Here is a 24,676-nt window from a genome sequence, read left to right as displayed (position 1 = left end):
AAAAGGAGGATAATATGGAATATAATAATATAGCTGCTGTTATAGAACGCTTTGCAGGAAGAAATGTAAGATTATGGACTGAAAACGGCAAATTGAAATACAAGGCAGCAAACGGTACTTTGTCAGACGATGATATTGCTCTTCTTAAAGCCAATAAGTCGAGCATAATAGAGTTTCTTGAAAATGAAGATGTAAAGATTATCAAAGATGAAGAACACGCATTTGAGCCATTTGCGTTAACCGAGATACAACAGGCTTATATGCTGGGCAGAAGCAGTGCTTTCGATTACGGCGGAGTAGCTTGCCATATCTACATGGAGCTCAGATATGATGAGCTTGATCCGATAAAAGCTGAGGATATCTGGAATGAGCTTATCCGCAGACATCCTATGCTTCGCACAAAAATGTCCTTAGACGGCTATCAGACTGTTATGAAAGAGGCAGACAGGTTCAAAGTCGGTTTTTATGATCTCAGGAATATGGCTCGGTCTGATCAGGAAGTGAAGAGAAAAGAGATCAAGAAAGAGCTTGACCATAAGATATACGATCCTGAATCATGGCCGTTGTATACAGTTACGATAAGCCGCACAGAAAATGATGCGATCATGCATTTTTCCATTGAATTCCTTGTTGCTGATTGGCTCAGCATATGGAGTATTATTTCAGAGTTTGAGAGCAGGTATTTCACACCTGAAAAAGTACTTCCCGAAATAGATGTTACATTCAGGGATTATCAGATAGCCGAGCAGAAGCTTCGTCAGGGAATGAAGTACTATACTGACAGGAAATACTGGCTTGAACGTATAGAGAATTTCCCTAAGGCACCCGAGCTGCCTGTTATTGCAAAGAATGATAAGCTTGCTCCAAGATTTGAAAGACAGCAGTTCTTGCTTGAAAGTGAAAAATGGGAAAAATTCAAGTCTTTGACAAGAAAATACGGAGTTACTCCTACATCGGCAGTTATGACAGCTTATGGAATGTGCCTTGCAAAATGGAGCCAGAACAAGGAATTCTGCCTTAATCTCAGTATACTTAATCGTCATCAGATCCATAAAGATGTTAATATGATAGTGGGCGATTTTACTGCAAGCAGCTTGCTTGAAATCAACTGTGGAGGAAAAGGCTCATTCGCGGATAAGGCAAATGCTGTAAACAGTCGGCTTTTTGAGGACCTCGATCACAGACTTTTCAACGGAGTACAGGTACTCCGCGAACTGCAAAAGGCACGCGGCAACGGCGAGCTTATGCCTTATGTTTTTACAAGTGCTATAGGACTGCTCACAAATGAACAAAGCAGCATAATAGGAAAAATGACCGATAACGGAATTAGTCAGACTCCGCAGGTATTTCTTGATTGTCAGGCTATGGATACAGTTGAGGGACTGAATATTAATCTTGATTCGAGAGCGGGGATTTTTCCTGAGGGACTTATCACTGATTTCAGAAAAGTCTTCCATGAGCTTCTGGTAAGACTTTCCGAAAACGAGGAGTTATGGGACGATGAAAGCTTTGAGATCGACATTCCCGATTGGCAGCGCAAGGAGCGCGAAGCAGTAAATGATACCAAAGCATTACAGGAACAGCATCTTCTGCATGAGTATGTTCTAAAGCACCTTGAAAGCGAGCCGGAAAAGCTGGCGGTCGCCGATGCCGAGTGTGAATGGAGCAGGGCAGAGCTTCGTAAAGCTGTGATAAATATTAAGGCATCGCTTGTTAAAAATGGCGTCGGAAGAGGCGATATAGTTGCAGTCTCGCTTACGAAATCACGTTGGCAGATGGCGGCGTGTCTTGGAATACTCAGCGCAGGTGCGGCATATGTTCCTCTGGATCATGCCAATGCAAAAAAGAGAAGTGATATCATACTCAGAAAGACCAATGCGAAAGCTGTTATCACACTTAAAAGACAGAATTATGATGAGTCTCTCATCGAAATATGTATCAGTGAGCTTTCTGATGCGGAAGAGAATGAACTGACAATAGAGCAGAATAGCATAGACGACCTTGCTTATATTATATTCACATCTGGTTCAACAGGTGAGCCAAAGGGTGTTGAAATAAGCCATAAGGCTGCTGTGAATACGATAGAGGCTATGAACCGGTTATACGATATATCAGATAAAGACGTTATATTCCAGCTCTCACAGCTCAATTTTGATCTGTCTGTATATGATCTTTTTGGAGTGCCGTCCGCAGGCGGCGCAGTTATCATTCCCGATGCAGAGCAGTACAAGAACCCTGCGCATTGGGCAAAGCTGCTTGAAAAATATGGTGTTACGGTATGGAATTCCGTACCCGCACTTATGCAGATGCTTATGATATATCTGCAATACGGCGATAAAAAGGAGAATATTCCGCTCAGGCTTGCTTTTCTGTCAGGTGATTGGATACCAACAGAGCTTCCCGATCAGCTTATGGAAAGGTTTGAAGGAATAAGGGCGGTAAGTCTCGGCGGTGCAACTGAGGGCGGTATCTGGTCGATATATCACGATTGCATCAAGGGCGAAATAAAAGAAAAGCAGCTGAGCAGTGTTCCGTATGGCAGACCTCTTCCGAATCAGGGATATCTTGTACTTGATGCGGAAATGAAAGATTGTCCTGTCTGGGTCGCAGGAGATCTCTACATAACAGGAGAAAGTCTTGCAAACGGCTACTGGAAAGAGAAGGAATTAACAGAAAAAGCGTTTGTCGAATATGACGGAAATATCATTTACAATACAGGAGACAGAGGCTGTTATCATCCGGGCGGAGAAATAGAATTCCTTGGAAGAGCAGATAATCAGGTCAAGCTTCGCGGACACAGAATAGAGCTTGGTGAGATAGAAGCAGTTTATAAGAGATTTTTTGATATTCAGGCTGTCAGCTGTATCATATGTGAAAAAGCAGGCGAAAAAATGCTTGCTGCGGTTTATGTTCCTAATGAGGGCTGCGGCGAAGAGGTATTGAAGGAAAGGGACAGCGTACTTAAAGAATGGCTCCCTAATTATATGATACCTTCTTATGACATCAAAATAGACAGCTTACCGCTTACAGCTAATGGCAAGGTCGATATAAAGACAATAAGGAAATTAGCCGAGGAAACGATAAAAGGCGTAAAGAAGCAGAGTAATGATGGTAATGAGCTCACTGGACTCGAAACTGATATCGCGGGTATTATAAAGGAATTGCTCAAGCTTGAAAGCATAGGAGCTGATGATGATCTGTATGAAGCAGGTGCGAATTCTCTGATACTTTCAAGGGCAGCAGGAAGGCTCAATCAAGAGGTGGAAAGCAGTATTTCATTTGAGGAATATCTTGTACATATACTCAATGCCCCTAAAATTAGAGAGATAGCTGAATTCATATGCAGTAAGCAGTCAAAGGCAGTTGATGTGTCTTTGGAAGAGAATGTTCCGAGAGAAGATGCTTTAACATATGAGCTGTGCGCAGACAGTGAGGTATTGATAATAGTTTTCAATGAAAAACTTGATAATGATGTAAGGGAAGCATTTGACGGTATTTCTGCTGATATCGTGTTTGTTGACACTAACTTATCAGATAATGATAAAGCACAGCTGAAAGGCTTTATATCCGAGCATAAGGAGCATCGTATATATATTGCAGCCGGCGATCATATGTTGGGAAGCTGTCTTGATATTGCTTCTGAACTTATCGAGGACGGTATCATACCCAAAAAGGTAGTTATGATCGAGAGCGGTGAGGAGACCGAGGCAGAAAGAGAAATGCCTTATATGGGTGATATGGTCTATGTTGTCACTGAAACGGAAACCGAATATGCTGAGGAGGTGCGAGAGGCACTTGAAGATATATGCTTGGGAGAAATAGATGTAATATCAGGTTATGAAAGCATATCATCTGTGATCAAGGAGCTGATATCATGATAAAGAAGCCTAAAAATAAGTGGTTTGCACATCAGACAGAAAATAAGAATGCGCTGGTAAATCTGGTATGCTTTGTGTTTGCGGGAGGAAGTCCAAGCTTCTTTGCGCCGTGGAAGCAGCTGATGCCTGATTGGATAAATCTTATGCCCGTACTTTATCCTATGCGTGAAAAACGTCTTAAAGACAGTATGCCCGAGGATATAGAAACGTTCGTAAACGAATTCTTTCGTGATAATAAGCATCTTCTTGACAAGAAGATAGTTGTATGGGGACATTGTTCGGGGTCACTTATAGGAATGGAATATATAAGGCTTCTTGAGGAAAACGGAGTATCACCCTCTGCGTTTATTATCAGCGGAAGCGAGCAGCCTGAATATGTACTTGTCAGACTTCGCGGCGACAAGGGTGAGAGACCGATTTCTGAGCTTAAAGATGAGGATATAATTGCCGATCTCACAAAATATCAGATGATGGACACGGATATGCTTGAGAATAAGGTGTTCTGCAAGTATTTCATTCCGCTTTTTAAAGCTGATCTGGCTTTGTTCAAAGGATATGTGCCTGAACGGGAGCCTGAATTATCATGCCCTGCTGTGGTAATGAACGGAACTGACGATAAGTCGCTTAAATGGGATTCGGTAGAACAATGGCAGGAGTATTTTAATACCGATGTTGAGTTCAGGACTTATCCGGGAGCACATTATTTTGTAAACGATCAGAAGGAAAGGATAATCAGTGAGATAGCTGATTTTATAATCAGTAATGACAGCGATATAATACCGATTCTTCCGCAGCAAAAAAAGCTTGTACAGAGCGAATTGATCGATAAAAGCAGAGGTTGTCAGAATACGGGCATTGCCTTTGAAATAAAGGGCAGGATAGATAATGAGAAGCTTGACTGTATGCTTGAAGAGCTTCAGAAAAGGCATGATGCCATAAATTATTGTCTTGTAAAAAACAGCCGCGGAGAAATATTCCAAAGACGTATACCTGTTTTTCAGAAATGGATAGTACATGAAGCCGCAAACGAATATCCCGATTTTGAAGAGAAGAGAAAAGCTGCTCTGCGTTATGCTGAAGCAGTAAACAATGAGTATATGGATCTCTTTTCCTCACCAATGTATGAATTTCATAAATATATCATTAATGACGATCACATTATCCTTCACATAAAGGCAAGTCATATTATAACGGACGGTCCTTCAATTTCGGTATTGTATAAGGATATGGGTGACTGGTTCAGCAATGGTGCTTTTATGAATGATGATGTATGCAGTTGGCATGACTTTGTTATAGCTGAGAATGAATATTTTTCTTCTGAAAAAGGAAATGCTGACCGTACATACTGGGAAGAAATAAGCTGCGGCTGGAAAAAGGAACAAGAGCTTTCAGGTCTGAGCTTTGATAAGCAGAATAACGAGTATGAAGAAAAAAGTGAGTTCACATTAGAACTTGCTGCTATTAATTCTATTGCCAGACAGAAGAGGATGTCGCCTTTTAATCTGATGCTCTTTGTTTACAATGCGGCACTTATTAAAATATGGGGCGTAAATGAGCTTTCTGTGGGTTATACTATGACAGACCGTTTCAGCAAAGGAAAGCGAAACATGGTCGGTATGACCACACATCATTTGAAGCATCATCTGAAAAAAGACGGCAGACCCCTTTCTGAGCATATAGAAGAAAGCAGATCACAGGTAAACAACAGCTTCAGTCATTATATGCTTGGAGAGTGTATCGGTGAGGCTGAATTCACTCTTTCTTATCTTAGCCAGATCGTCCTGTTTCCTGAGTGGAAGGGCGTAGATATAGAGGTGCATACTATGAACGGAAATCAGAGATATGCATCGCTTGATTACACGCTTATGTGTCGGGAAGAGGGAGATGTGCTGAAAATGTCAATGTGTGCTGATCATGATGTGTATGACCTTCGCTTCAATTCGATGCTGGAGAAGTATATGAAAGAAGTTTTGAATGAATTGATATCGTGAATGAAGAGGTAAAAAATGGAAAATGATATTAAAAACAATGTAAGAAAAATGCTGGGAGTTCTTTGGAAGGAATCGCTTGAACTGGAGGAAGTTCCAAAAGATGAGGATAATTTCTTTGATCTCGGCGGCAACTCCTATAAGGCGTTCTTTCTTGTGGAGAACCTTCCGGATGAATACAGGGATAAGGTCGAACTGACAGACTTTTATGATTGTGAAACATTCGGCGAAATGGTAGATATCATAGCCGAGAAAATTTCAAACTGAAAAGGAGAAGAAAATTATGAAATACAGACTTACTATAACTCAGAATACCTATGCAAGAATGGAGGTAGGCGAAGGAAAACGCGGAAGCATTAATCTTTCAAACGGATTTCTGCTTAAAGGCAAGTGTGATGTTGAGCGTCTTGACAGAGCAGTAAAGGCACTTCATAAAAGACATGACGCAATGAGAATGAGTATGTCGGAGGACAGCGAGGGATTATATTTTGAGTTCAATGATGAAGAACCATACGGACTTGAAATGATCGAGCTCAGATCCGAGGGAAGAGACGAGAGATTCAAGGAAGCGTATGCAGATGCTTCCAATAGAGTAAGAACTCCCGTATCACTTGATAAAAAGAGTATGTACCGCTACTGGATCTACAAGATAACAGATGAAGAATATATGCTTTATTATGTAGCTAATCATCTTGCTACAGACGGCGGTTCAATGGCTCTTCTCAATGCTGAGCTTGCCAAGCTTTATGAGGATCCTGATCGTATAGATCTTCCTGTTTATGCAAGCTTTGCAGATTTCCTCGGCGAGAGGGAAAGACTTTACAGAGAAAAATTCACTGAGGAAGAGAAGAAATACTGGGATGACCGTATGGCAGGCTATGAAAATCCAAAGATGGAGCCGCCAAAGGTTCAGGAAACAGAATCGACCATGCAGTACGGCAGATTTACAGTTCCGCTTGAGAAGCTTGAAAAGATCTCCCGCAGCATGAGATCATCTAATTTTAACGTACTTTTCACACTGATACAGTTAGCTGCGGCAGAGCTTACAGGACAAAATGATATAGCTCTCAGATATGCGTTTGCAAACAGATTTAAAAAGAAATTTCAGGGAACTATCGGTTTCCTTACACATGGCGTTACAATAAGGCATATATTCTCACCTGAGGAGCGTTGGTCTGAGCTTGCAGTATTACAGCGAGATACTATGAATCACGATATGAAGCATCTTACATTCAGCGATTGCATAGAGGTCAAGGAGTATCTTCTTTCCTACATACCAAATAATGGTAAAAAGAGTGAGAAAATGAAGTTCGGCGATCTTGATGTTGAACCGCTCGTGTTCCATTCGCATTTTACTTCAGGAAGAAGATATGTGGGCTTTGTAGCAGTTGAACACGGCGAGGATCTGTATGTTACTCCATATTGTGATAACAGATTATACGGCAGAGAATTTGTTCTTGGTCTTGGAAGATGCATCAATAAATATGTTGATCGTATACTTGCTATGGAAGATCCGACTGTTGAGGATCTTTTTAGGGAGTGATCATATGAAGGACTTAAAGCTCATAAAGAATTATCATTCATCCGTAAATGAGAAAATACTTTTCTGTTTTCCTTATGCAGGCGGCGGAGCTTCTGCGTTCCGCGAATGGATATCGGGACTTGACGGAGTTATAGATGTGTGTCCGATACAGCTGCCCGGAAGAGAGGAAAGGATCTGCGAGAACGGTTATACGGATATGAAAAAACTGGCTGTGGACATTTCCGATACTATTGAAGATATAGTTGAAAACCGTGAATGTTATTTCTACGGACATAGTATGGGTGGCAAGATAGCTTACGAAACAGCTTTAGAGCTTTCCCGCAGAGGGAAGAAAATACATCATATGTTTATTTCAGGCTGCGAAGCTCCTCATGTGGAGATATCAAATAAGATATATGATCTTCCCGATGAAGAGTTTTGCAGCGAGATCATAAACTTTGAGGGAACTCCGAAAGAACTGTGTCAGAATAAAGAGCTTTTCAAGTTCTTTCTGCCGCTGTTAAGGGCAGATTTTACACTTGCAGAGACTTATTGTTCAAAAAAATGCAGTCCGTTGGATTGTCCTATATCTGTTATGTACGGAACAGAGGACAGAGAAGCAGAATATGAGGCAGTTAAGGAGTGGAAGCCTTATACAAGAAAAAGCTTCGATATAACTTCATTTGAAGGCGGACATTTTTTTATTAAGAGTGAAATGGAAAATATATGGAAGAATATGCTTAGCCGCATGAAGGTAGCATATGTTAAAGTGAGGTAAAAATGTATAAAAAAGATTATACCATATATGAAGGATTGAAAAACTGGGAGAAAAAAACTATCGGTAAGCATCTTTCCGAATGGGCAGAAAAGTATTCCGAAAGGACAGCCTGCTCGGATCAGGATAAAAGTATCACATACAGCGAATTATATCGCCGTGCCCGTGAAATAGCATCGGGGCTTGCTGATAAAGGGATATCAAAAGGCGAAAATGTTGTTATACAGCTTCCGAACAGTGTAACATTCGTTGAAGTTTTCTTCGGAGTTATACTTCTTGGAGCAGTTCCGATAATGGCGCTTCCTGCTCACAGAAAGGGCGATCTTGAAGGCATTTTCGCTCTTGCACAGCCTAAGGCATATTTTATTCCCGATTCTTATATGGGCTTTGATTATATTCCAATGGCAAAGGAGCTTTGCGGAGAATGCAGCTCAGTTAAGTATATTTTTGCAGACATAAGCTCTACTGATGCAGATGTAGAGAGTATCAGCAGCCTTAACGGAGCTGTCAGAGAATTTGATGAAGCATCTCCCTATGATACAGCACTTCTGCTCCTTTCAGGCGGTACAACAGGCACTCCGAAGCTGATACCAAGAACACATTCAGATTATATGTACAATTCAATGACAGCTGCCGAAAAGTGCGGGATAGATGAAAATTGTGCATATCTTGAAATACTTCCCTGTGCGCATAATTTTTCTCTTTCCTGCCCGGGGATGCTGGGATTTTTCAGCAAGGGAGGAAAGGTAGTTATGTCGCCGTCAAGCAGTCCTGATGAGGTGTATCCGCTTATTGAAAGCGAGAGGATAACTCATACTGCTATGGTACCTGCTCTTATACCTATTTTTACAGAAGTTCTCGAATGGGATCTCGGATACGATCTGTCATCATGGAAACTTGTTCAAGTAGGAGGTGCGCTCCTTGAACCTCACATCGCATCAAAGATCATACATAGCTGGCCCTGCGATCTTATGCAGGTTTTTGGCACGGCAGAGGGTCTGATCTGCTTCACTGACAAAAATGATAGTGAAGAGATCATATGCAACTATCAGGGCAGACCTATTTCACCTGCTGACGAGATAAAAATAGTTGATTCATACGGTAATGAAGTACCTGAAGGAGAATATGGCGAGCTTCTTTCAAGAGGACCGTATACGATAGACGGATACTATAAGCTTCCTGAGGTCAATAAGCATTGTATAACCGAAGACGGTTTTTACTGTACGGGTGACCGCGCAGCATGGAGCAGTGTTAACGGTCTCAAAATGGGCGGAAGAATGAAGGAGCAGATCAACCGTTCGGGAGAAAAGGTTATGCCTGCCGAGGTAGAAGGCTATCTTTGTCAGCACCGGCTTATTGATGAAGCAGCGGTCGTAGGTGTTCCTGATGAAGAACTTGGACATAAGAGCGTTGCATTCATAAAGCTTACTGAGGGAGAGAGCAGTGAAAGCATAACAAGACAGGACGTAGCAATGTTTTTCAAGGAGATAGGAGTTGCTCACTACAAGATACCCGATGCAGTCCATGTTATCGAGCAATGGCCTGTAACAAGCGTAGGAAAGATCGACAAAAAGTGTCTTTATAACATAGCTATTGAAAAGGAGCCAAATTGATGCAAAGTATAAGTTTTGATGAGCTGAAAAAGCTTATTGTGTCGAATATAGAGGGCGCAGATGATGTTTCAGGAGATCAGAATCTTATTGAGCTTGGATTGAATTCGCTAAAAATAATGCGTTTTGCAGCAAAATGGAAGAAACAAGGCATAAATGTAACCTTCTCTCAGCTTATGAAAGAGCCTTGTCTGGACAGCTGGTATAAGCTCATAGAAAGCAATTCACATGAAGAGAAAAGTGCTGAAGAAAAGAAGATATCATCAGAGTTTGAACAGATAGTATATGACAGGGAATTTGATCTGACAGATGTACAGTATGCTTATTATATCGGCAGACAGGAAGATCAGCTGCTCGGAGGAGTCGACTGTCATGCTTATCTGGAATTTGACGGTAAAGGCTTAGAGCCTGAAAGATTGATAAAGTCATGGAAAAAGCTTATTGGATCTCACCCGATGCTCCATGCAAAATTCAATGATAACGGAACACAGGAGATAATGCAGGATCCTGCCGATATTGATGTGGCAGTACATGATCTTACAGCTATGTCTGAGAATGAAGTTGAGAGGGAGCTCTTAAAGATAAGAGAAAAACTTTCTCACAGAAAGCTCGATATCGGACACGGAAAATGCGCAGGACTTGAAATAAGTCTGCTTGCTGATAATAGACACAGACTGCATTTTGACCTTGCCCTTCTTGTTGCAGATGTACAGAGCCTGAATATAATTCTGCGTGATCTCGCAAAGCTTTATAATGGCGGAAGTGTTTCTCCAGCGGCTGAAAAATTCAACTTTGAAAGCTACCTTAAAAGAGAAAAAGAAGATACAGCGGCATTTGATGAAGCCAAAGAATACTGGCAGAAGAGAGCTGCGGAGCTTCCATTGGGACCTCAGCTTCCGCTTGCTAAAAAAATGGAAGAGATAAAAGATTTCAAGGTAAAAAGAAATCTTATGAGGATAAGCAGTGAAAGGTGGGAGAAAATAAAGCAGCGTGCTGCTGAATATAAAGTTACGCCTGCTATCGTTCTTCTTACTGCGTATGCCGCTGTACTTGAAAGATGGAGCAATTCGCCTGATTTCCTTATAAATATTCCGCTGTTCAACAGAAAGACAGATATTGACGGGATAGATGATGCTGTTGCCGATTTTACAACATTGGTTCTTCTTGAAATAAACAGTAAAAACAATACAAGCTTTGAAGACTTCATGGCATCTATAAAAGAGCAGTTTTACAAGGATATCAGCTACAAGATGTATTCGGGAGTAAAAGTCCAGAGGGATATGGCGAAATATCATCCGGGACAGGTAGGAATAGCACCTGTAGTTTTTGCCTGCAATCTTGGAACTCCTCTTATCGAAGAGCAGTTCAGGAACAGTCTTGGAGAATTCGGATACATGGTATCGCAGACTCCGCAGGTATGGCTGGATTATCAGACCTATGAGGACGAAAACGGACTTATGCTTGCATGGGACGAGCTCGAAGATCTGTTCCCACAAGGAATGATAGAGGATATGTTCAAGGCTTTCGGACATCTTCTTGAGCGTCTTGCTGATGAGCCGTGGGACAAAAGTTTTGATGTGCTTCCCGAAGAACAGAAGCTTCGCCGTGAAAAGGCATTGACTACAGAAAGCTCAGAGCCTCATTATATACATACTGCCTTTCTTGAAAAAGCTGTAGCTGCTCCCGAAAAGGCTGCGCTTATAGACGGTGAAACAGGAAATGTTATTACGTATGGTGAACTTGCCGAAAACGCTATGAAGATAGCTGCATTTCTCGGCAGTATGGAGGTGCATGACGAGCCTGTGGCTGTATCTATACCGAGGGGAACAGCTCAGATCAGGGCTGTATATGGTATCTTGTCGGCGGGCTGCTTTTATGTGCCTGTAAGCGTAGGGCAGCCATTCAAGAGAAGATCGGTCATTCACGAAAAAACAGGTATCAGATATGTCATTACCTCGGAAAGTGTGGTCGGTGATATAAAGTGGCCCGATAATGTGACGGTATTCACTATTGAAGATATACTAAGCTCGGATATAGAGCATATCAGTGCTGAAAAATACCTTGGCACACTTGATGCCGCCGATTCGGACAGATCTGCATACATCATAATGACATCAGGTTCAACAGGTGAACCAAAGGGCGTAGAGATACCTCACAGAGCTGCATGGAACACGATCTCTGATATTAATAACAGATATGATATCGGAGAAAACGATACCGCTTTTTCAATATCAGCAATTGATTTTGATCTTTCGGTATATGATATTTTCGGAATACTTGGTGCAGGCGGAAGACTTGTTTGTATCCCTGAAGCTGAAAAGAAAAATGCGTTCTACTGGCTGGATATTATTGATAAATACAATGTCACGATCTGGAATTCTGTACCTGCACTGCTTGATATGCTGCTGCTTGCGCATGAGGAGAAAACTGAGAAAAGGCTTCCGCTCCGCACTGTAATGATATCGGGAGACTGGATAAATCTTAGCCTGCCTGCAAGGCTTGAAGAAGCTGCCGGCGGTTGCAGATTTGTTGCAATGGGAGGAGCTACAGAGGCATCTATATGGTCCAATTACTGCGAGGTCAAGCTTCCTCTGCCATTATTCTGGAAATCCATACCGTATGGTGCTCCGCTTAAAAATCAGGTATACAGGGTCGTAGATGAGCTCGGACGCGACAGACCTGATTGGGTAATGGGCGAGCTTTATATAGGAGGAGCAGGTGTAGCCGCAGGCTACAGAGGCGATGAAAAATTGACATCCGAAAAATTCACCTGTGAAAACGGTATGCGTTTTTATCATACAGGTGATATGGGAAGGTTCTGGAGCGACGGAACTATAGAGTTTCTTGGAAGAAAAGATCATCAGGTCAAGGTCGGAGGACACAGAATAGAACTTGGTGAGGTAGAATCGGCACTGGAGAAACTGGTATCTGTGGACAAGGCTGCTGTAACGGTAGTGGGGGATGAGAGACATCTTTCTGCATTCATGGTGCTTAACGAAGCTGATCCTGATGAGATATGCGATACTGTTTCTGTCAGTGAAGAAATGCTTGATAAGGAATGGGAGTCCTGTATGTCTGTATCAGCAGAAGATGTTCCTGGAACAGACTCTGATACTGACAGGTATATATCAGATGAAATAAAGCATATAACGGTAAGGACTGTATCCGAGGTGCTTGGCAAGCTTGGATATCAGGCTGATGCAGATATAAAGGCTTGGCTTGAAAATTCTGATATTATTCCCGAATATTATCAGCTTGCTGAACGCTGGGTGAATTTTATAAGCAAAGAGTGCTGTGAAATTGCAGATAAAAAAAATAATGGGGATTTGGTTGATCTGTCAGCGATAGAAAGCTATGCAGCAGTTTTTTCCGAAAAAGCAGGAGATGTTTTGACAGGCAAAAAGACTGCATTGGGATTATTCTATGATGAAGCACCTGAGCTTTCTCCGTTTTCTGCTCTGAAGAGCCTGTCATATTTCGGGAAAGCTTCCGAAAAATATGTTGAGCAGGTAAGCAACATTATCTCGTCTTTCGGAAAAGAAATGGATATTGTTGAAATAGGCGGTCAATGCTGTGAGATAACAAGGGCTATACTTGAAAAAAACAGCAGAAATATAAGATCGTATATCTGCATTGTCCCTTCGGCTGCTTTTCTGTCTGATGTTAAGAAAGAACTGGGCGAATTCAAGAACGTATCATTTGAAGTGAGCGGAAATGTTGATATCTCGCCGCACAGTTGTAATATGCTGATCTCATTCCATTCACTGCATCAGTGTGCTGATATAAATAAAGCATTGAGTGAATACAAAAGATATCTGACTACAGGAGCAACAGTGGTCTTTGCAGAGCTTACAGGAAAAGAACAATATCTTCAGGAATTGTCGGCAGCCGTACTTGAAAGAGGATTTACCTGTTATGAGGATAGCAGAGCTGCTTCGGGAACACCTCTCTTTACGGCAGCGCAGTGGAGCGATATTCTGAAAAATAATGGCTTTATCAGGAGCAAAAGTATAGTATCGGACAGCTGTACAAGCGAGTTTACCGAGGTATTTACTGCTCAGTATTGTGAAAAAGTAAGATCGCTGAATGAAGCAAGGCTAAGGGAGATACTTTCAGGTTATCTTCCTGATTATATGATACCGAAGCTGATGACTGTACTTGATGAAATGCCTATCACTGCGAACGGAAAGGTTGATCGCAAGAGACTTGCGGCATATGGAAAAACACAGGTAAAGACTTCAAAGACCAGACGCAGCCTGACTTCTGCCGAGGAGTGGCTTGCCTCTTATTGGAAGAAGCTTTTTGGTGTAAATGAGATCCATGCGGACGATAATTACTTTGAACTCGGCGGCGATTCTTTAACGGCTACAAAGCTGATATCATGGCTCAGACAGGATAATATAGAGATCTCGGTATCAATGATATTTGAAAACCAGACACTGGAGTCATTAAGCGCTGCAATCGAACACATAAAGGATAACAAGAGCGTGCTTCAGAAAACACATCGTCTGATCCCAAAGGCTGAGCCTGATAAGGAAAATCGCGGAGAAGCATTTCCGCTTACCGATGTACAGTATGCATACTGGATCGGCAGAAGCAATCTGTACAGTTTGGGTCAGGTCGGTACACACTGCTATTTTGAGTTGGATATGACAGACTGCGATATTGAAAGACTCAACAAGTCATTTAACACGCTTATAAAAAAGCATGATATGATGAGGGCGGTCATTCTTCCCGATGGAAGGCAGCGTATACTTGAAAGCACTCCTGATTATCTGATAGAACTTAAAACTGCCGATAATGATATGGAAAGTGCAGCGCTTCTTGATGATGTCAGAAAAAAGATGTCGCATCAGGTGATAGATACTTCTAAGTGGCCGTTGTTTGAAATACGCGCAACGAAGTATGACAGCAAGCATACAAGGCTGCATATCAGCTTTGATAATATTATTTTTGACGGCTGGAGTATGTTCCATATCCTTGGAGAATGGAAGCAGGCTTATACCGATACTCTTGCAGCAGAGGAGCTTGAATTCTCATTCAGGGATTATATACTTGCGATCGAAAGCGTCAAGGATACACAGGTCTATGAAGAGGACAAGAAGTATTGGTTCGATCGTGCTGACAATTTCTCCAAAGCACCTGAGCTGCCGCTTAAAACAGAGCCTGAGAAAGTCGGAACTCCTCATTTTGCAAGAAAGGAAGCTGTAATAAGCAAAAATGAATGGGAGCTTATCAAGTCCAGAGCAGGAAAGATAGGAGTAACTCCTTCTGTTCTTCTTATCGCAGCTTATTCCGAAGCTCTCAGAAAGTGGAGCAATAACGATAAGTTTGTTCTCAATCTTACACAATTCAACAGATTGCCTGTACATCCTCAGGTAGATAGACTTGTGGGCGATTTCACAACCCTTACGATGCTTGAAATTGACAGCTCGGGAACGAACTGCTTTGCGGACAGAGCAAAAAAGATACAAAAACAGTTATTCAATGATCTTGAACACTCGTTTTTCAGCGGTGTTGAGATGCAGAGACTTCTTACCCGAAAAGCAAATAACCGCAATGTGAATATGCCTATCGTATTTACCAGCGGACTTGGTATTGATCAGTGGAATGAGGGCAGCTGGATCGGTAAGCTTGTTTATAATATCTCTCAGACACCTCAGGTGTGGCTGGATCATCAAGTAGTAGAACGCGACGGTGCGCTTTGCCTGTTCTGGGATTATGTTGAAGCATTGTTCGATCAGGATATGATAAGAGAAATGTTCGATGCTTATACGGGACTTATAAAAAAGCTTGCTTCTGATGAAATGATATGGAAAAAGAGCTGTTCAAGTACAATAAATGCTGAAATATCCGAAGCCAGACTGAATGCTAACCGAACAGAGGGAAAGCTTCCTGACGCTGCAATGGATGAGATGTTCATTGAAAATATCAGAAAATACAGTGATAAGATGGCTGTTGCCGATGAAAACAGACAGCTTACATATGGCGAGCTGGGAGGATATGCGGGCGGTATTGCTTCCGCACTTATCGGAGCAGGCTGCGGCAAACAGGACGTTGTAGGAATATTCATGCCTAAGTGCTGGCAGCAGACAGCAGGAGTCTACGGAATTCTCTTTGCAGGAGGTATTTATCTTCCTCTTGATGTAAAAAATCCTGTGGAGCGTATCAGAAAGATAATATGCGACAGCGGTCTGAGTACAGTTATTACTTTGGCAGAATACGCAGACAGGCTTTCTGATATAGAAGGACTGAGGGTAATAAATGTTGATGATATAAAGAAGGACAGAACGGGTATCCCCGAACATTCAGTAAATGAGCTGACTGATCTTGCTTATATTATCTATACATCAGGTTCTACAGGTCTGCCTAAAGGTGTTGCGATAACACACGGAGGTGCGATGAATACTATCATCGACATCAACGAAAGATATGGCATAAATGAAAATGATACGGCGATAGGTCTTTCAAATCTTCATTTCGACCTTTCTGTATATGATATATTCGGTATGCTTTCAGCAGGCGGAGCTTTGGTATTGCCGCCTGATAATAAGCTCAGAGATCCGCAGTACTGGCTTGAGATGATGAACAGATATCACGTAACTGTATGGAATACAGTTCCTGCATTCATGCAGATGCTGACAGCATATATGTCAAGAAATTCCGAACTGCGTAAGGAAAGCCTGAGACAGGTGCTTCTTAGCGGAGACTGGATACCTGTAACGCTTCCTGATGAGATCAGACATTTCTTTAAAGATGTAAGGATAAGTGGTCTTGGAGGAGCTACCGAAGCGTCGATATGGTCAAATACATATGATATTCCCGAGAACGTTCCGTCTGACTGGAAAAGCATACCTTATGGAAAACCGCTGAGAAATCAGAAATACTATGTTCTTGATAATGATCTTTCGGATTGTCCCGATGGAGTTGCAGGAATGCTTTATATACAAGGCGAGGGACTTGCTAAGGGATACTATCACGATGAACTCAAAACACAGGAAAGGTTTATTTTCCATAATGATAAGAATGAGAGACTTTACTGCACAGGAGATCTGGGACGTTACTTAAAAGACGGTAATATTGAATTCTTGGGAAGAAATGACGATCAGGTAAAAATAAGCGGCTACAGAGTAGAATTGGGAGAGATCGAAGCAGCTGTAAAGAACTGCTGCGGTGCAGAACAGGTTGCAGCTGTTGTCGTTTCAGCCGGTGAGCTCCATTATACTGCTGTATTTGTACAGGACTTCAATGACAGCTTTGATCCTGACAGTATCATATCTGAGCTTAGAAATAAGCTGCCCGATTATATGGTCCCTGCGGTGGTAGGTAAGATCGAAAGGATACCTCTTTCCTCTAATGGCAAGGTCGATAGAAAGCAGCTTGCAGAAAAAGCCGAGGAAATGTATGAAGCAAAAGAAAACGGCAGTTCAAGAGAGATCGTTCCTCCACGCACAGAAACAGAATCGAAGATACATGATATTTGGTGCGGATTGCTCGGCTTTGACAGTATATCCGTCGAAGATCATTTCTTCGGTATCGGAGGAAACTCAATACAGGTGATACATATGACAAATTCTGTAAGTGCGGAATTCGGCTGTGATGTTAATGTGACCAGTTTCTTTGAACATCCTACAATAAGAACACTTGCGTGTTATATAGATGATATTCTTGCATCGGGAGAGTGAATGATGGACAAGAAGCTAAAGGCTGTAGTATGCGGTGCCGGCTTTGGACAGTTCTATATGGAGGCTCTTTCGCGCATGAAAGATCGTATAGAGCTTGTCGGACTTGTAGCAAAGGGCAGCGAAAAAAGCATTAAATGTGCAGAGGTATATGAAATACCGCTTTTCACCTCTAAAGATCAGATCCCTGAGGATATAGATATAGCTTTCGTTATATTGAGATCGGCAATGCTTGGCGGAGCTGCCAATGAGTATACGGAGTTCTTTTTCAATCGGGGAGTTCATGTTCTTCAGGAATTCCCCATACATCCCGATGATGTACGAAATAACTTCAGAAAGGCAAGAAAAAACGCAGTATGCTTTCATGTCGGGGATTTTTACCTTCACCTTCCGCAGATCAGAAAATTCACGGAGTATGTGAAAAGGCTGAATGAAATATGCCCTCCGAGTCATATACAGATGAGTCTTGCGGCAGCAGTATCAATGCCTGCATTAATGATGCTCAGGGATATGTTGCCAAGTGCAAATAAAATGGAACTGAAATGCGTTTCGGATAATGAAACTCCTTTTCAGGTAATACTCGGAAATATTGACGGTGTACCTGTTACAGCGGAAATACATAATGAAGTCAATACTGATGATCCGGACAGTGCGATGTATCTTCTTCAGGCGTTCAATGTCATATATGAAACGGGAAGATTATCGCTTCAGGATCCGCTGGGAGATATTTTCTGGTATCCTAAGATAAAAAGCTCGGTCAGCCGATACAGCAGCGGTGCTGCCGCAAGAGAGGCAGATAAGGACAGCGGACTGAAGGATGGTGCAGTATCACTTTCGTTTTATGGAGCTCAGGCAGCGGAAAAAGGTACAAATGAAATATGGGTACAGGCTATCATAAGCGACATAGAGGAAATGCTTGAAGGTATCACAGACAAAGCCGCATATATGAGATATTCACAGAAAACAATGACAGGCACAGCTCAATGGGAAAGCTTTAACAAGCTGATAGGATTTCCTAAAAGAATTGATGGAGTAAAGGCTTCGCCTGAACAAAAGGATATGCTCATTGAAAGAATAACAGAATTTATCACTGAAAAATAAGAGAAGGTGAAAAATGAATAAGATACTAACTCCCGAAGAAGAAATATATATATTGAAAAGACTGAATTATTATAAATCATATGGTATAAACTTATGGGCTGATGGGGAAAAGCTGAAATTCCGTTCAGAGCAGAAGCTCTCGCCTGAAATGCGTGATGAGCTTATGAATGATAAGGAATTGCTGCTTGGATTTTTCTTGTCCGAGACTGAAAGAGAGGCTGATTATTTCAGCCTCACCCCTATTCAGTCAGCCTATATCACCGGATGTCAGAAGGATTATGAACTTGGCGGGACTAATGCGCATTACTATGTTGAATATGAGATAGAGGATATAGATATAGCCTGTATGCAAAAGGCTATAAATCGCTCGATATGCGATAACGATGCATTGCGGCTGGTAGTGTGCGGCGACGGCAGGCAGCGTGTCCTTAAGAGTACGCCTGAGTATTTGTTGGAACTCAATGAAGTAACAGGTGAAGAAGGCATAATGGCTGAAAGAGAGAAATGGTCGCATCATATATATCATCTGGGTGAGTGGCCGATGTTTCATTTCGGAGTCACTAAAAAGGCAGGAAATACGTATATTCTGCATTTCAGCTTTGATTGTATAATAATGGACGCATGGAGCGCAAAAATGCTTCTTGACAGGATCTTTTCTCTTTACAGGGGAGAGAATGTACCAAAGCTGGATTACAGCTTTGAGAAGTATATGAGACAATTCTCTGCGAATGAACGATGTGATGAAAAAGCAGAAAAATACTGGGACAGCAGGATAGATGATATGCCAGAATGTCCTGTGCTGGATTACAAATGCAATTTCAGCGATGTGGGAGAGATCAGATATAAACGCCTGATGTACAGATTCAGTGCGGAGGATACGGTAAAGCTCTACGACAGACTGAAAAAAATATATATTACTCCATCGGTATTCATGTGTACGATATTCCTGAAGGTAATGTCGCATTACAGTTCAAAAAAGGATATTACAATTGACCTTACTTTATTCAACAGAATGCCGTTTGACAAGGAAGTAAATGAGACTCTCGGGGATTTCACGAATATCGGCTTTGCGTCCTATCATGCGGCTGATGAGACATTTATGCAGGAGTTGCAAAAAGTGTCTGCTCAGTTCTGGAAACTGCTTGAATTCCATGATTATGACGGAACGAAAGTGCTTAAAAAGCTGGGAAGAAGATTGCCCGGAAAGGCTCTCATGCCGATAGTATTCACAAGTACACTACAGGGCTTTGTGAAGGAACAAAGGCCACTGGGATTTCGTGAAGTATATGCCATAAGTCAGACTCCGCAAACAGCTATCGATCATCAGCTCCGCGATGATACGGGCGCCCTTTCACTTTCATGGGATTATATAACAGAGCTTTTTGATGAGGAATATATCAATAAGATATTTGAAGCGTATATTGCCCTTACAAAAAAGGTTATGTTTGCTGATAGCTGGGATCAGATTATCAGTACAGTGGAAGGAGGAGAAGGATAATGGTCGGGATTCTTGGCGGATACGGTGATATCGGCAGAAATGTCACGGCATTCCTTGAAAAATACAGTGATGTTAAGATCAGGATAGGAAGCAGACATCCTGAAAGGAAATTAAGCGGAGAACATTCAGACAGGATATCATATGAATATGTGGATATTACCGATATTGAAAGCGTCAGGCAATTTGTAAAAGGCTGTGATGCTGTTGTTAATTGTACGGGATGCAATGATGATAACGTTGTAGCGGCAGCAGCTGCTATTTCAGCAGCAGAGTGCGGATATGTAGACCTGTGCATGAATGAAAAACTGAAAAACACAGGCAAAGGCAAGGTAGTTTATGGGTGCGGAAGTATTCCGGGACTTGCCGAGCTTATGATGCTCTATCTCGGCAGAACATTCGTGCAGCCCGAAGATATGACCTTTATATATGGTGCTCTCGGAAGTTTTTCTCTGACAGCAGCTCAGGATTACCTTGAAGGTGTTTTAAAAAGCAGCAACAGATCAATGGTGTGCTGGAAGAACGGAAGTGTGACCGAATGTGATAGCTTTACAGAGCTTGAACAGCGGTTTCCTTTTACTGATGAAAAATGTATGATGTTCCCGTATATGGACGAAGGAGCGGTATATGCGGCATCTGAGCTCGGACTGAGTTCGGGGAGCTGGTATATGGCTTTTGCGGGGAAAAGGACGCTTCAGGCTCTTGAAAATTCATCAGCGGTCTATACCAAAGACAGGAACAGAGCTATACAGGCATTGAGTACTGCTTCACAGCTTGACTGTGCTGAAAAAGGAAAATTCGCAGGAATTCTTATTGAGGTAAAAGGTATCATTAATAAAGAAGGGGATAAAGGTACAAGAACTCTTTATCTTCGCTGTGATGATCCTTCAAGGCTCACAGGAGCGGTCGCAGCGGCAGCTCTTCTTGCACTCGGAACGGATATACTGCCCGAAGGCGCTTATCCGCTGTATAAATGCGGGCAGCCCGGGAAGTTCATAAAATATCTTGAAGAATTCCGTGACGTATTCGGATTTTATATTGCAGATGGCGACAGATCAGTATTTATGGAAGATATTGAAGGTGAGATCTAATGAATAATAAAGATAAAAAGGAAAAAAGCAGCAGACCTGAGCAATATTCTTTTTCCAGAGAACTTGGCGAATTTATGAAGCCCTATAAAAAAGGCTATAACAGCTCGGTGCTCATAAGTATCATAGCGGTTTTATGCGGTATTTTCTCTTATGCAGCAGCAGGCAAGCTTATAGGCAAGGTTTTTTCGGGAAATGCAAAGACCTCCGTGGTCACAGCTCTTATCGTTGGTATCGCGGTATTGAAGATAGCAAATATAATTCTTGTAAATATATCCACATGGATATCGCATCATGCGGCGTATAACACTCTTGCAGACATCAGAAAAGCGGTATCCTCAAAGCTTGTGAATATGCCTCTTGGTTATTTCGAGGTAAACGGAAGCGGAAGATTGAAAACAGTCATAGTTGACAGGATAGAGGGAATGGAGAACACGCTTGCACATCTTTATCCTGAAATGACGGGAAACCTTACAGCACCGCTGTTTATATTTGTCTGGATGTTCTTTATAGACTGGAGAATGGCTTTGATAATTCTTGGCTGGGTAGTTTTCGGAATGTTGTTCTTCAGCGGAATGATGATAGGTTATGAGGAGAAATATAAAGGACAGATCGCAGCGTCAAAGTCAATGAATCAGGCTGTTGTTGAATACATAAACGGTATAGAGGTCATAAAGACGTTCAATCAGACAGATTCAAGCTATAAGAAGTACTCGGATGCGGTCATGCACAATGCCGAATATTCAATAAACTGGACAAAACAGACTCAGATATTCACATCTATAATTCTTTCTATAGCACCGTTTTCGGTATTCCCTACAGTGCTTGCGGGAATTAAATTCTGGAGCGACAATACACTGTCAACGGAAAATCTGTTTCTTCTTATTATCCTTTCGCTTGGCATTTACGGACCCATTCAGAAGGCGTTCAGCTTTTTTGATACGCTTGCGCAGATGGGTACAACAGCCCATGAGATCAGAGAGATCCTTGATCATAATGAGATCGAAAGAAACGGTTCCGACAATAATGAGGGCGATCTTGAGCTTAAAGCGGAAAATATTTCTTTCAGATACAGTGATAAGACGGATAACGTACTTACGGGCATTTCGTTCACTGTTCCCAAGGGCAGTATGCTTGCCCTGGTAGGTCCTTCGGGAGGAGGAAAATCAACTATCGCCAAGCTGCTTGCAGGATATTGGGAGCCTGCTTCAGGAGTAATAAGTATAGGCGGAAACAGTATCAATAATTTTTCGCAGGAAAAATTCAACAGCCTTGTTTCAAGTGTGGATCAGGATACATTTCTGTTTGATATGTCCATAATGGAGAATATACGGATCGGTAAAAAAGACGCTACGGATGAAGAGGTCATAGCTGCGGCAAAGAGAGCAGGGTGTGATGAATTCATAAGATCGCTTCCCGAGGGCTATAACACCTCTGTGGGAGAAGCCGGAGGCAAGCTTTCGGGAGGAGAGCGTCAGAGAATTGCGATCGCAAGAGCAATAATGAAGGACTCTCCGATAATGATATTTGATGAGGCTACTGCAAGTGCCGATCCCGAGAATGAGGCACTTATACAGAATGCACTTTCTGAAGCGGGCAGAGACAAGACGCTTATAGTTGTTGCTCATAAGCTCTCGACCATAACCTCTGCGGAACAGATAGCATATATAGAAAAAGGAACTGTAAAATGTATCGGAACACACGAGGAAATGCTCAGAAAATGTCCCGAGTATCTTAATCTCTGGAATATAACATCATCAAACGGAGGTGAAGTATAATGTTTCAGGCAATGAAAAAAATGTGGACATTCAGTGAAAAAAGACGCGGAATGATGCTTGCCTCGCTTGCAGCACAGTTTATCATGGGTATGCTCATGATAACAGAGATAATAGTTATAATAATGGCATTCAGGTGTGTAAACGGGACCATGACGCTTTCCGAATGTCGCGGTAAGATAATCATGGTTGCAGTCGGAGCTATAATAGGTTCTTTCATTATAAGTTATTTCGGTACGATAAAGAACATACAGACAGGCTTTTATATGGCTGCTGACAAGAGGATATCAATAGCAAATACCCTGAAAAATGTTGCTCTCGGATTCTTCAATGAACAGTCTGCGGGCAGAATAAGCTCGGTACTTACCACAACTGTTTCGGATATAGAGGTGTTGGCAGTAAATGCGCTTACCGCTTGCTTTGGCGGCTTTTTAGGAGCTATAGCAATAATTATCGTTTCCCTTTTTTATGAATGGCACATAGGTCTGACTATGCTTATCGGAACGGTTGTGTATCTTATGCTTGTAAAGGCATCTATGAAGAATACGGAGAGAAATGCACCTTTTCGTACAGAAGCACAGCAGAAGCTCAGTGCTGCGGCAATAGCCTTTGTTCAGGGCATAAAAGTTGTAAAGAATTTCTCATGTAAAAACGGAGATGAAAAGCTTCAGGCTGCTATTGAAAGCAGCAGAAAAGGGAATATCAATATGGTCGATAAGACCCTTTTCAGTCAGACATTGAGTCATCTTTGTATAGCTGTATTTGAGACCCTTATAATTGCTCAGGCTGTGATACTGCAAAGGGCTGAGAGCGGTATAAGCATAGAAAAGGCAGTTATAATCATAATCGTCAGCTTTATGGCTTATTCATCGCTTCATCAGGCAGGTTCTACACTTTCAATGTTCGGTATGCTGGATACTGCTATCGAAGCTGTTGAACAGATCGAGAATACAAAGCAGCTTGAGGTCAAGGCTCCTGTTGAACATATAGCATCCTCAAAAATAGAGTTCAGCAATGTTTCATTCTCATACGGAGAGAATGAGGTGCTTCATAATGTATCGGCTGTTATTGAACCCGGCACCTGCACAGCTGTCATCGGACCATCCGGCTCAGGAAAAACTACATTCTGTCATCTCATTCCCCGTTTCTGGGAGATCGACAGCGGAACAATAAAAGTCGGAGAGGCAAATGTAGAAAACATAGAAATATCAGAGCTTGCAGACAACATAAGTATGGTATTTCAGAGAGTTTATCTTTTTGAGGATACTGTATATAATAACATCTGCTTTGGCAGACCTGACGCGACCAGGGAAGAGGTCATCGCCGCAGCTAAAGCAGCAAGATGCGATGAATTTATATCGAAGCTTCCCGATGGATATGATACTCTCGTTGAAGAGAACGGCAACAATTTTTCAGGCGGTGAAAAGCAGAGGATATCTATTGCAAGAGCTATCCTGAAAGACGCGCCCATAGTTATCCTTGACGAGGCAACAAGTGCTCTTGATCCCGAAAACGAAAAAGAGATTCTTGAAGCTGTAGATGAACTTACAAAAAACAAAACAGTCATAATGATAGCTCACAGAATGAATACTCTGAAAAATGCCGATCACATAATCTCTGTTGAGAACGGCAGGATCGTTCAGGACGGTACTCCTGACGAACTGATCAAACAGGACGGCATTTACAGCAGATTTATGAGGGAGCGCAAAAGAGCTTCTGAGTGGACTGTAAGATAACATCATTATTTAAAAAGGAGAAGATT

At 42.0% G+C, this 24,676-nt stretch carries 12 protein-coding genes; all 12 read left to right on the top strand.

Translation table 11 applies throughout. From position 1 onward, the window contains the following. Positions 1–14 precede the first annotated feature (14 nt). Genes BUB28_RS09420 through BUB28_RS09365 form a run of 12 tightly spaced genes read left to right on the top strand, consistent with a single transcriptional unit; the run spans position 15 to position 24,650 of the window. Positions 15–3,878: a non-ribosomal peptide synthetase gene (locus BUB28_RS09420; RefSeq protein WP_175547830.1), complete on the top strand. Its 3,864-nt coding sequence runs from the start codon at positions 15–17 to the stop codon at positions 3,876–3,878. Then, on the top strand, positions 3,875–5,869 hold the full coding sequence (locus BUB28_RS09415; protein ID WP_072950891.1) for a condensation domain-containing protein: 1,995 nt from the start codon (positions 3,875–3,877) through the stop codon (positions 5,867–5,869). The genes BUB28_RS09420 and BUB28_RS09415 overlap by 4 nt, the downstream gene beginning before the upstream one ends. 15 nt (positions 5,870–5,884) lie before the next feature. Continuing rightward, positions 5,885–6,133: an acyl carrier protein gene (locus BUB28_RS09410; protein ID WP_072950889.1), complete on the top strand. Its 249-nt coding sequence runs from the start codon at positions 5,885–5,887 to the stop codon at positions 6,131–6,133. Positions 6,134–6,149: 16 nt separating this feature from the next. Continuing rightward, positions 6,150–7,409 (top strand): condensation domain-containing protein, encoded by a 1,260-nt coding sequence (locus BUB28_RS09405; protein WP_072950887.1) that lies wholly within the window; start codon positions 6,150–6,152, stop codon positions 7,407–7,409. Positions 7,410–7,413: 4 nt separating this feature from the next. After that, complete coding sequence (locus tag BUB28_RS09400) at positions 7,414–8,166, top strand: thioesterase II family protein (RefSeq protein ID WP_072950885.1); 753 nt, start codon at positions 7,414–7,416, stop codon at positions 8,164–8,166. A 2-nt stretch (positions 8,167–8,168) separates the two neighbouring features. After that, on the top strand, positions 8,169–9,776 hold the full coding sequence (locus BUB28_RS09395; protein ID WP_072950883.1) for a (2,3-dihydroxybenzoyl)adenylate synthase: 1,608 nt from the start codon (positions 8,169–8,171) through the stop codon (positions 9,774–9,776). Then, a complete protein-coding gene (locus BUB28_RS09390; RefSeq protein ID WP_081373464.1) occupies positions 9,776–17,458 on the top strand; it encodes a non-ribosomal peptide synthetase in 7,683 nt (2,560 codons plus the stop codon). Before BUB28_RS09395 ends, BUB28_RS09390 begins: the two co-directional genes overlap by 1 nt. Continuing rightward, the gene (locus BUB28_RS09385) at positions 17,459–18,556 is read left to right on the top strand and encodes a Gfo/Idh/MocA family oxidoreductase (RefSeq protein ID WP_081373463.1); all 1,098 of its coding nucleotides are present in this window, start codon (positions 17,459–17,461) and stop codon (positions 18,554–18,556) included. 13 nt (positions 18,557–18,569) lie between these two features. Continuing rightward, positions 18,570–20,054, top strand: a complete 1,485-nt coding sequence (locus BUB28_RS09380; protein ID WP_072950880.1) for a condensation domain-containing protein — start codon at positions 18,570–18,572, stop codon at positions 20,052–20,054. After that, positions 20,054–21,142 carry a saccharopine dehydrogenase NADP-binding domain-containing protein gene (locus tag BUB28_RS09375; RefSeq protein WP_072950878.1) on the top strand — a complete coding sequence of 363 codons (1,089 nt, stop codon included), beginning with the start codon at positions 20,054–20,056 and terminating at the stop codon, positions 21,140–21,142. Before BUB28_RS09380 ends, BUB28_RS09375 begins: the two co-directional genes overlap by 1 nt. Continuing rightward, positions 21,142–22,917, top strand: a complete 1,776-nt coding sequence (locus tag BUB28_RS09370) for an ABC transporter ATP-binding protein (RefSeq protein WP_072950877.1) — start codon at positions 21,142–21,144, stop codon at positions 22,915–22,917. The genes BUB28_RS09375 and BUB28_RS09370 overlap by 1 nt, the downstream gene beginning before the upstream one ends. Then, on the top strand, positions 22,917–24,650 hold the full coding sequence (locus BUB28_RS09365) for an ABC transporter ATP-binding protein (RefSeq protein WP_072950875.1): 1,734 nt from the start codon (positions 22,917–22,919) through the stop codon (positions 24,648–24,650). The genes BUB28_RS09370 and BUB28_RS09365 overlap by 1 nt, the downstream gene beginning before the upstream one ends. Positions 24,651–24,676 lie beyond the last annotated feature (26 nt).

It is taken from the genome of Ruminococcus flavefaciens (genome assembly GCF_900143025.1).
Classification (GTDB): Bacteria; Bacillota; Clostridia; order Oscillospirales; family Ruminococcaceae; genus Ruminococcus; species Ruminococcus flavefaciens_I.
This window is presented reverse-complemented; position numbering and strand designations above follow the sequence as displayed.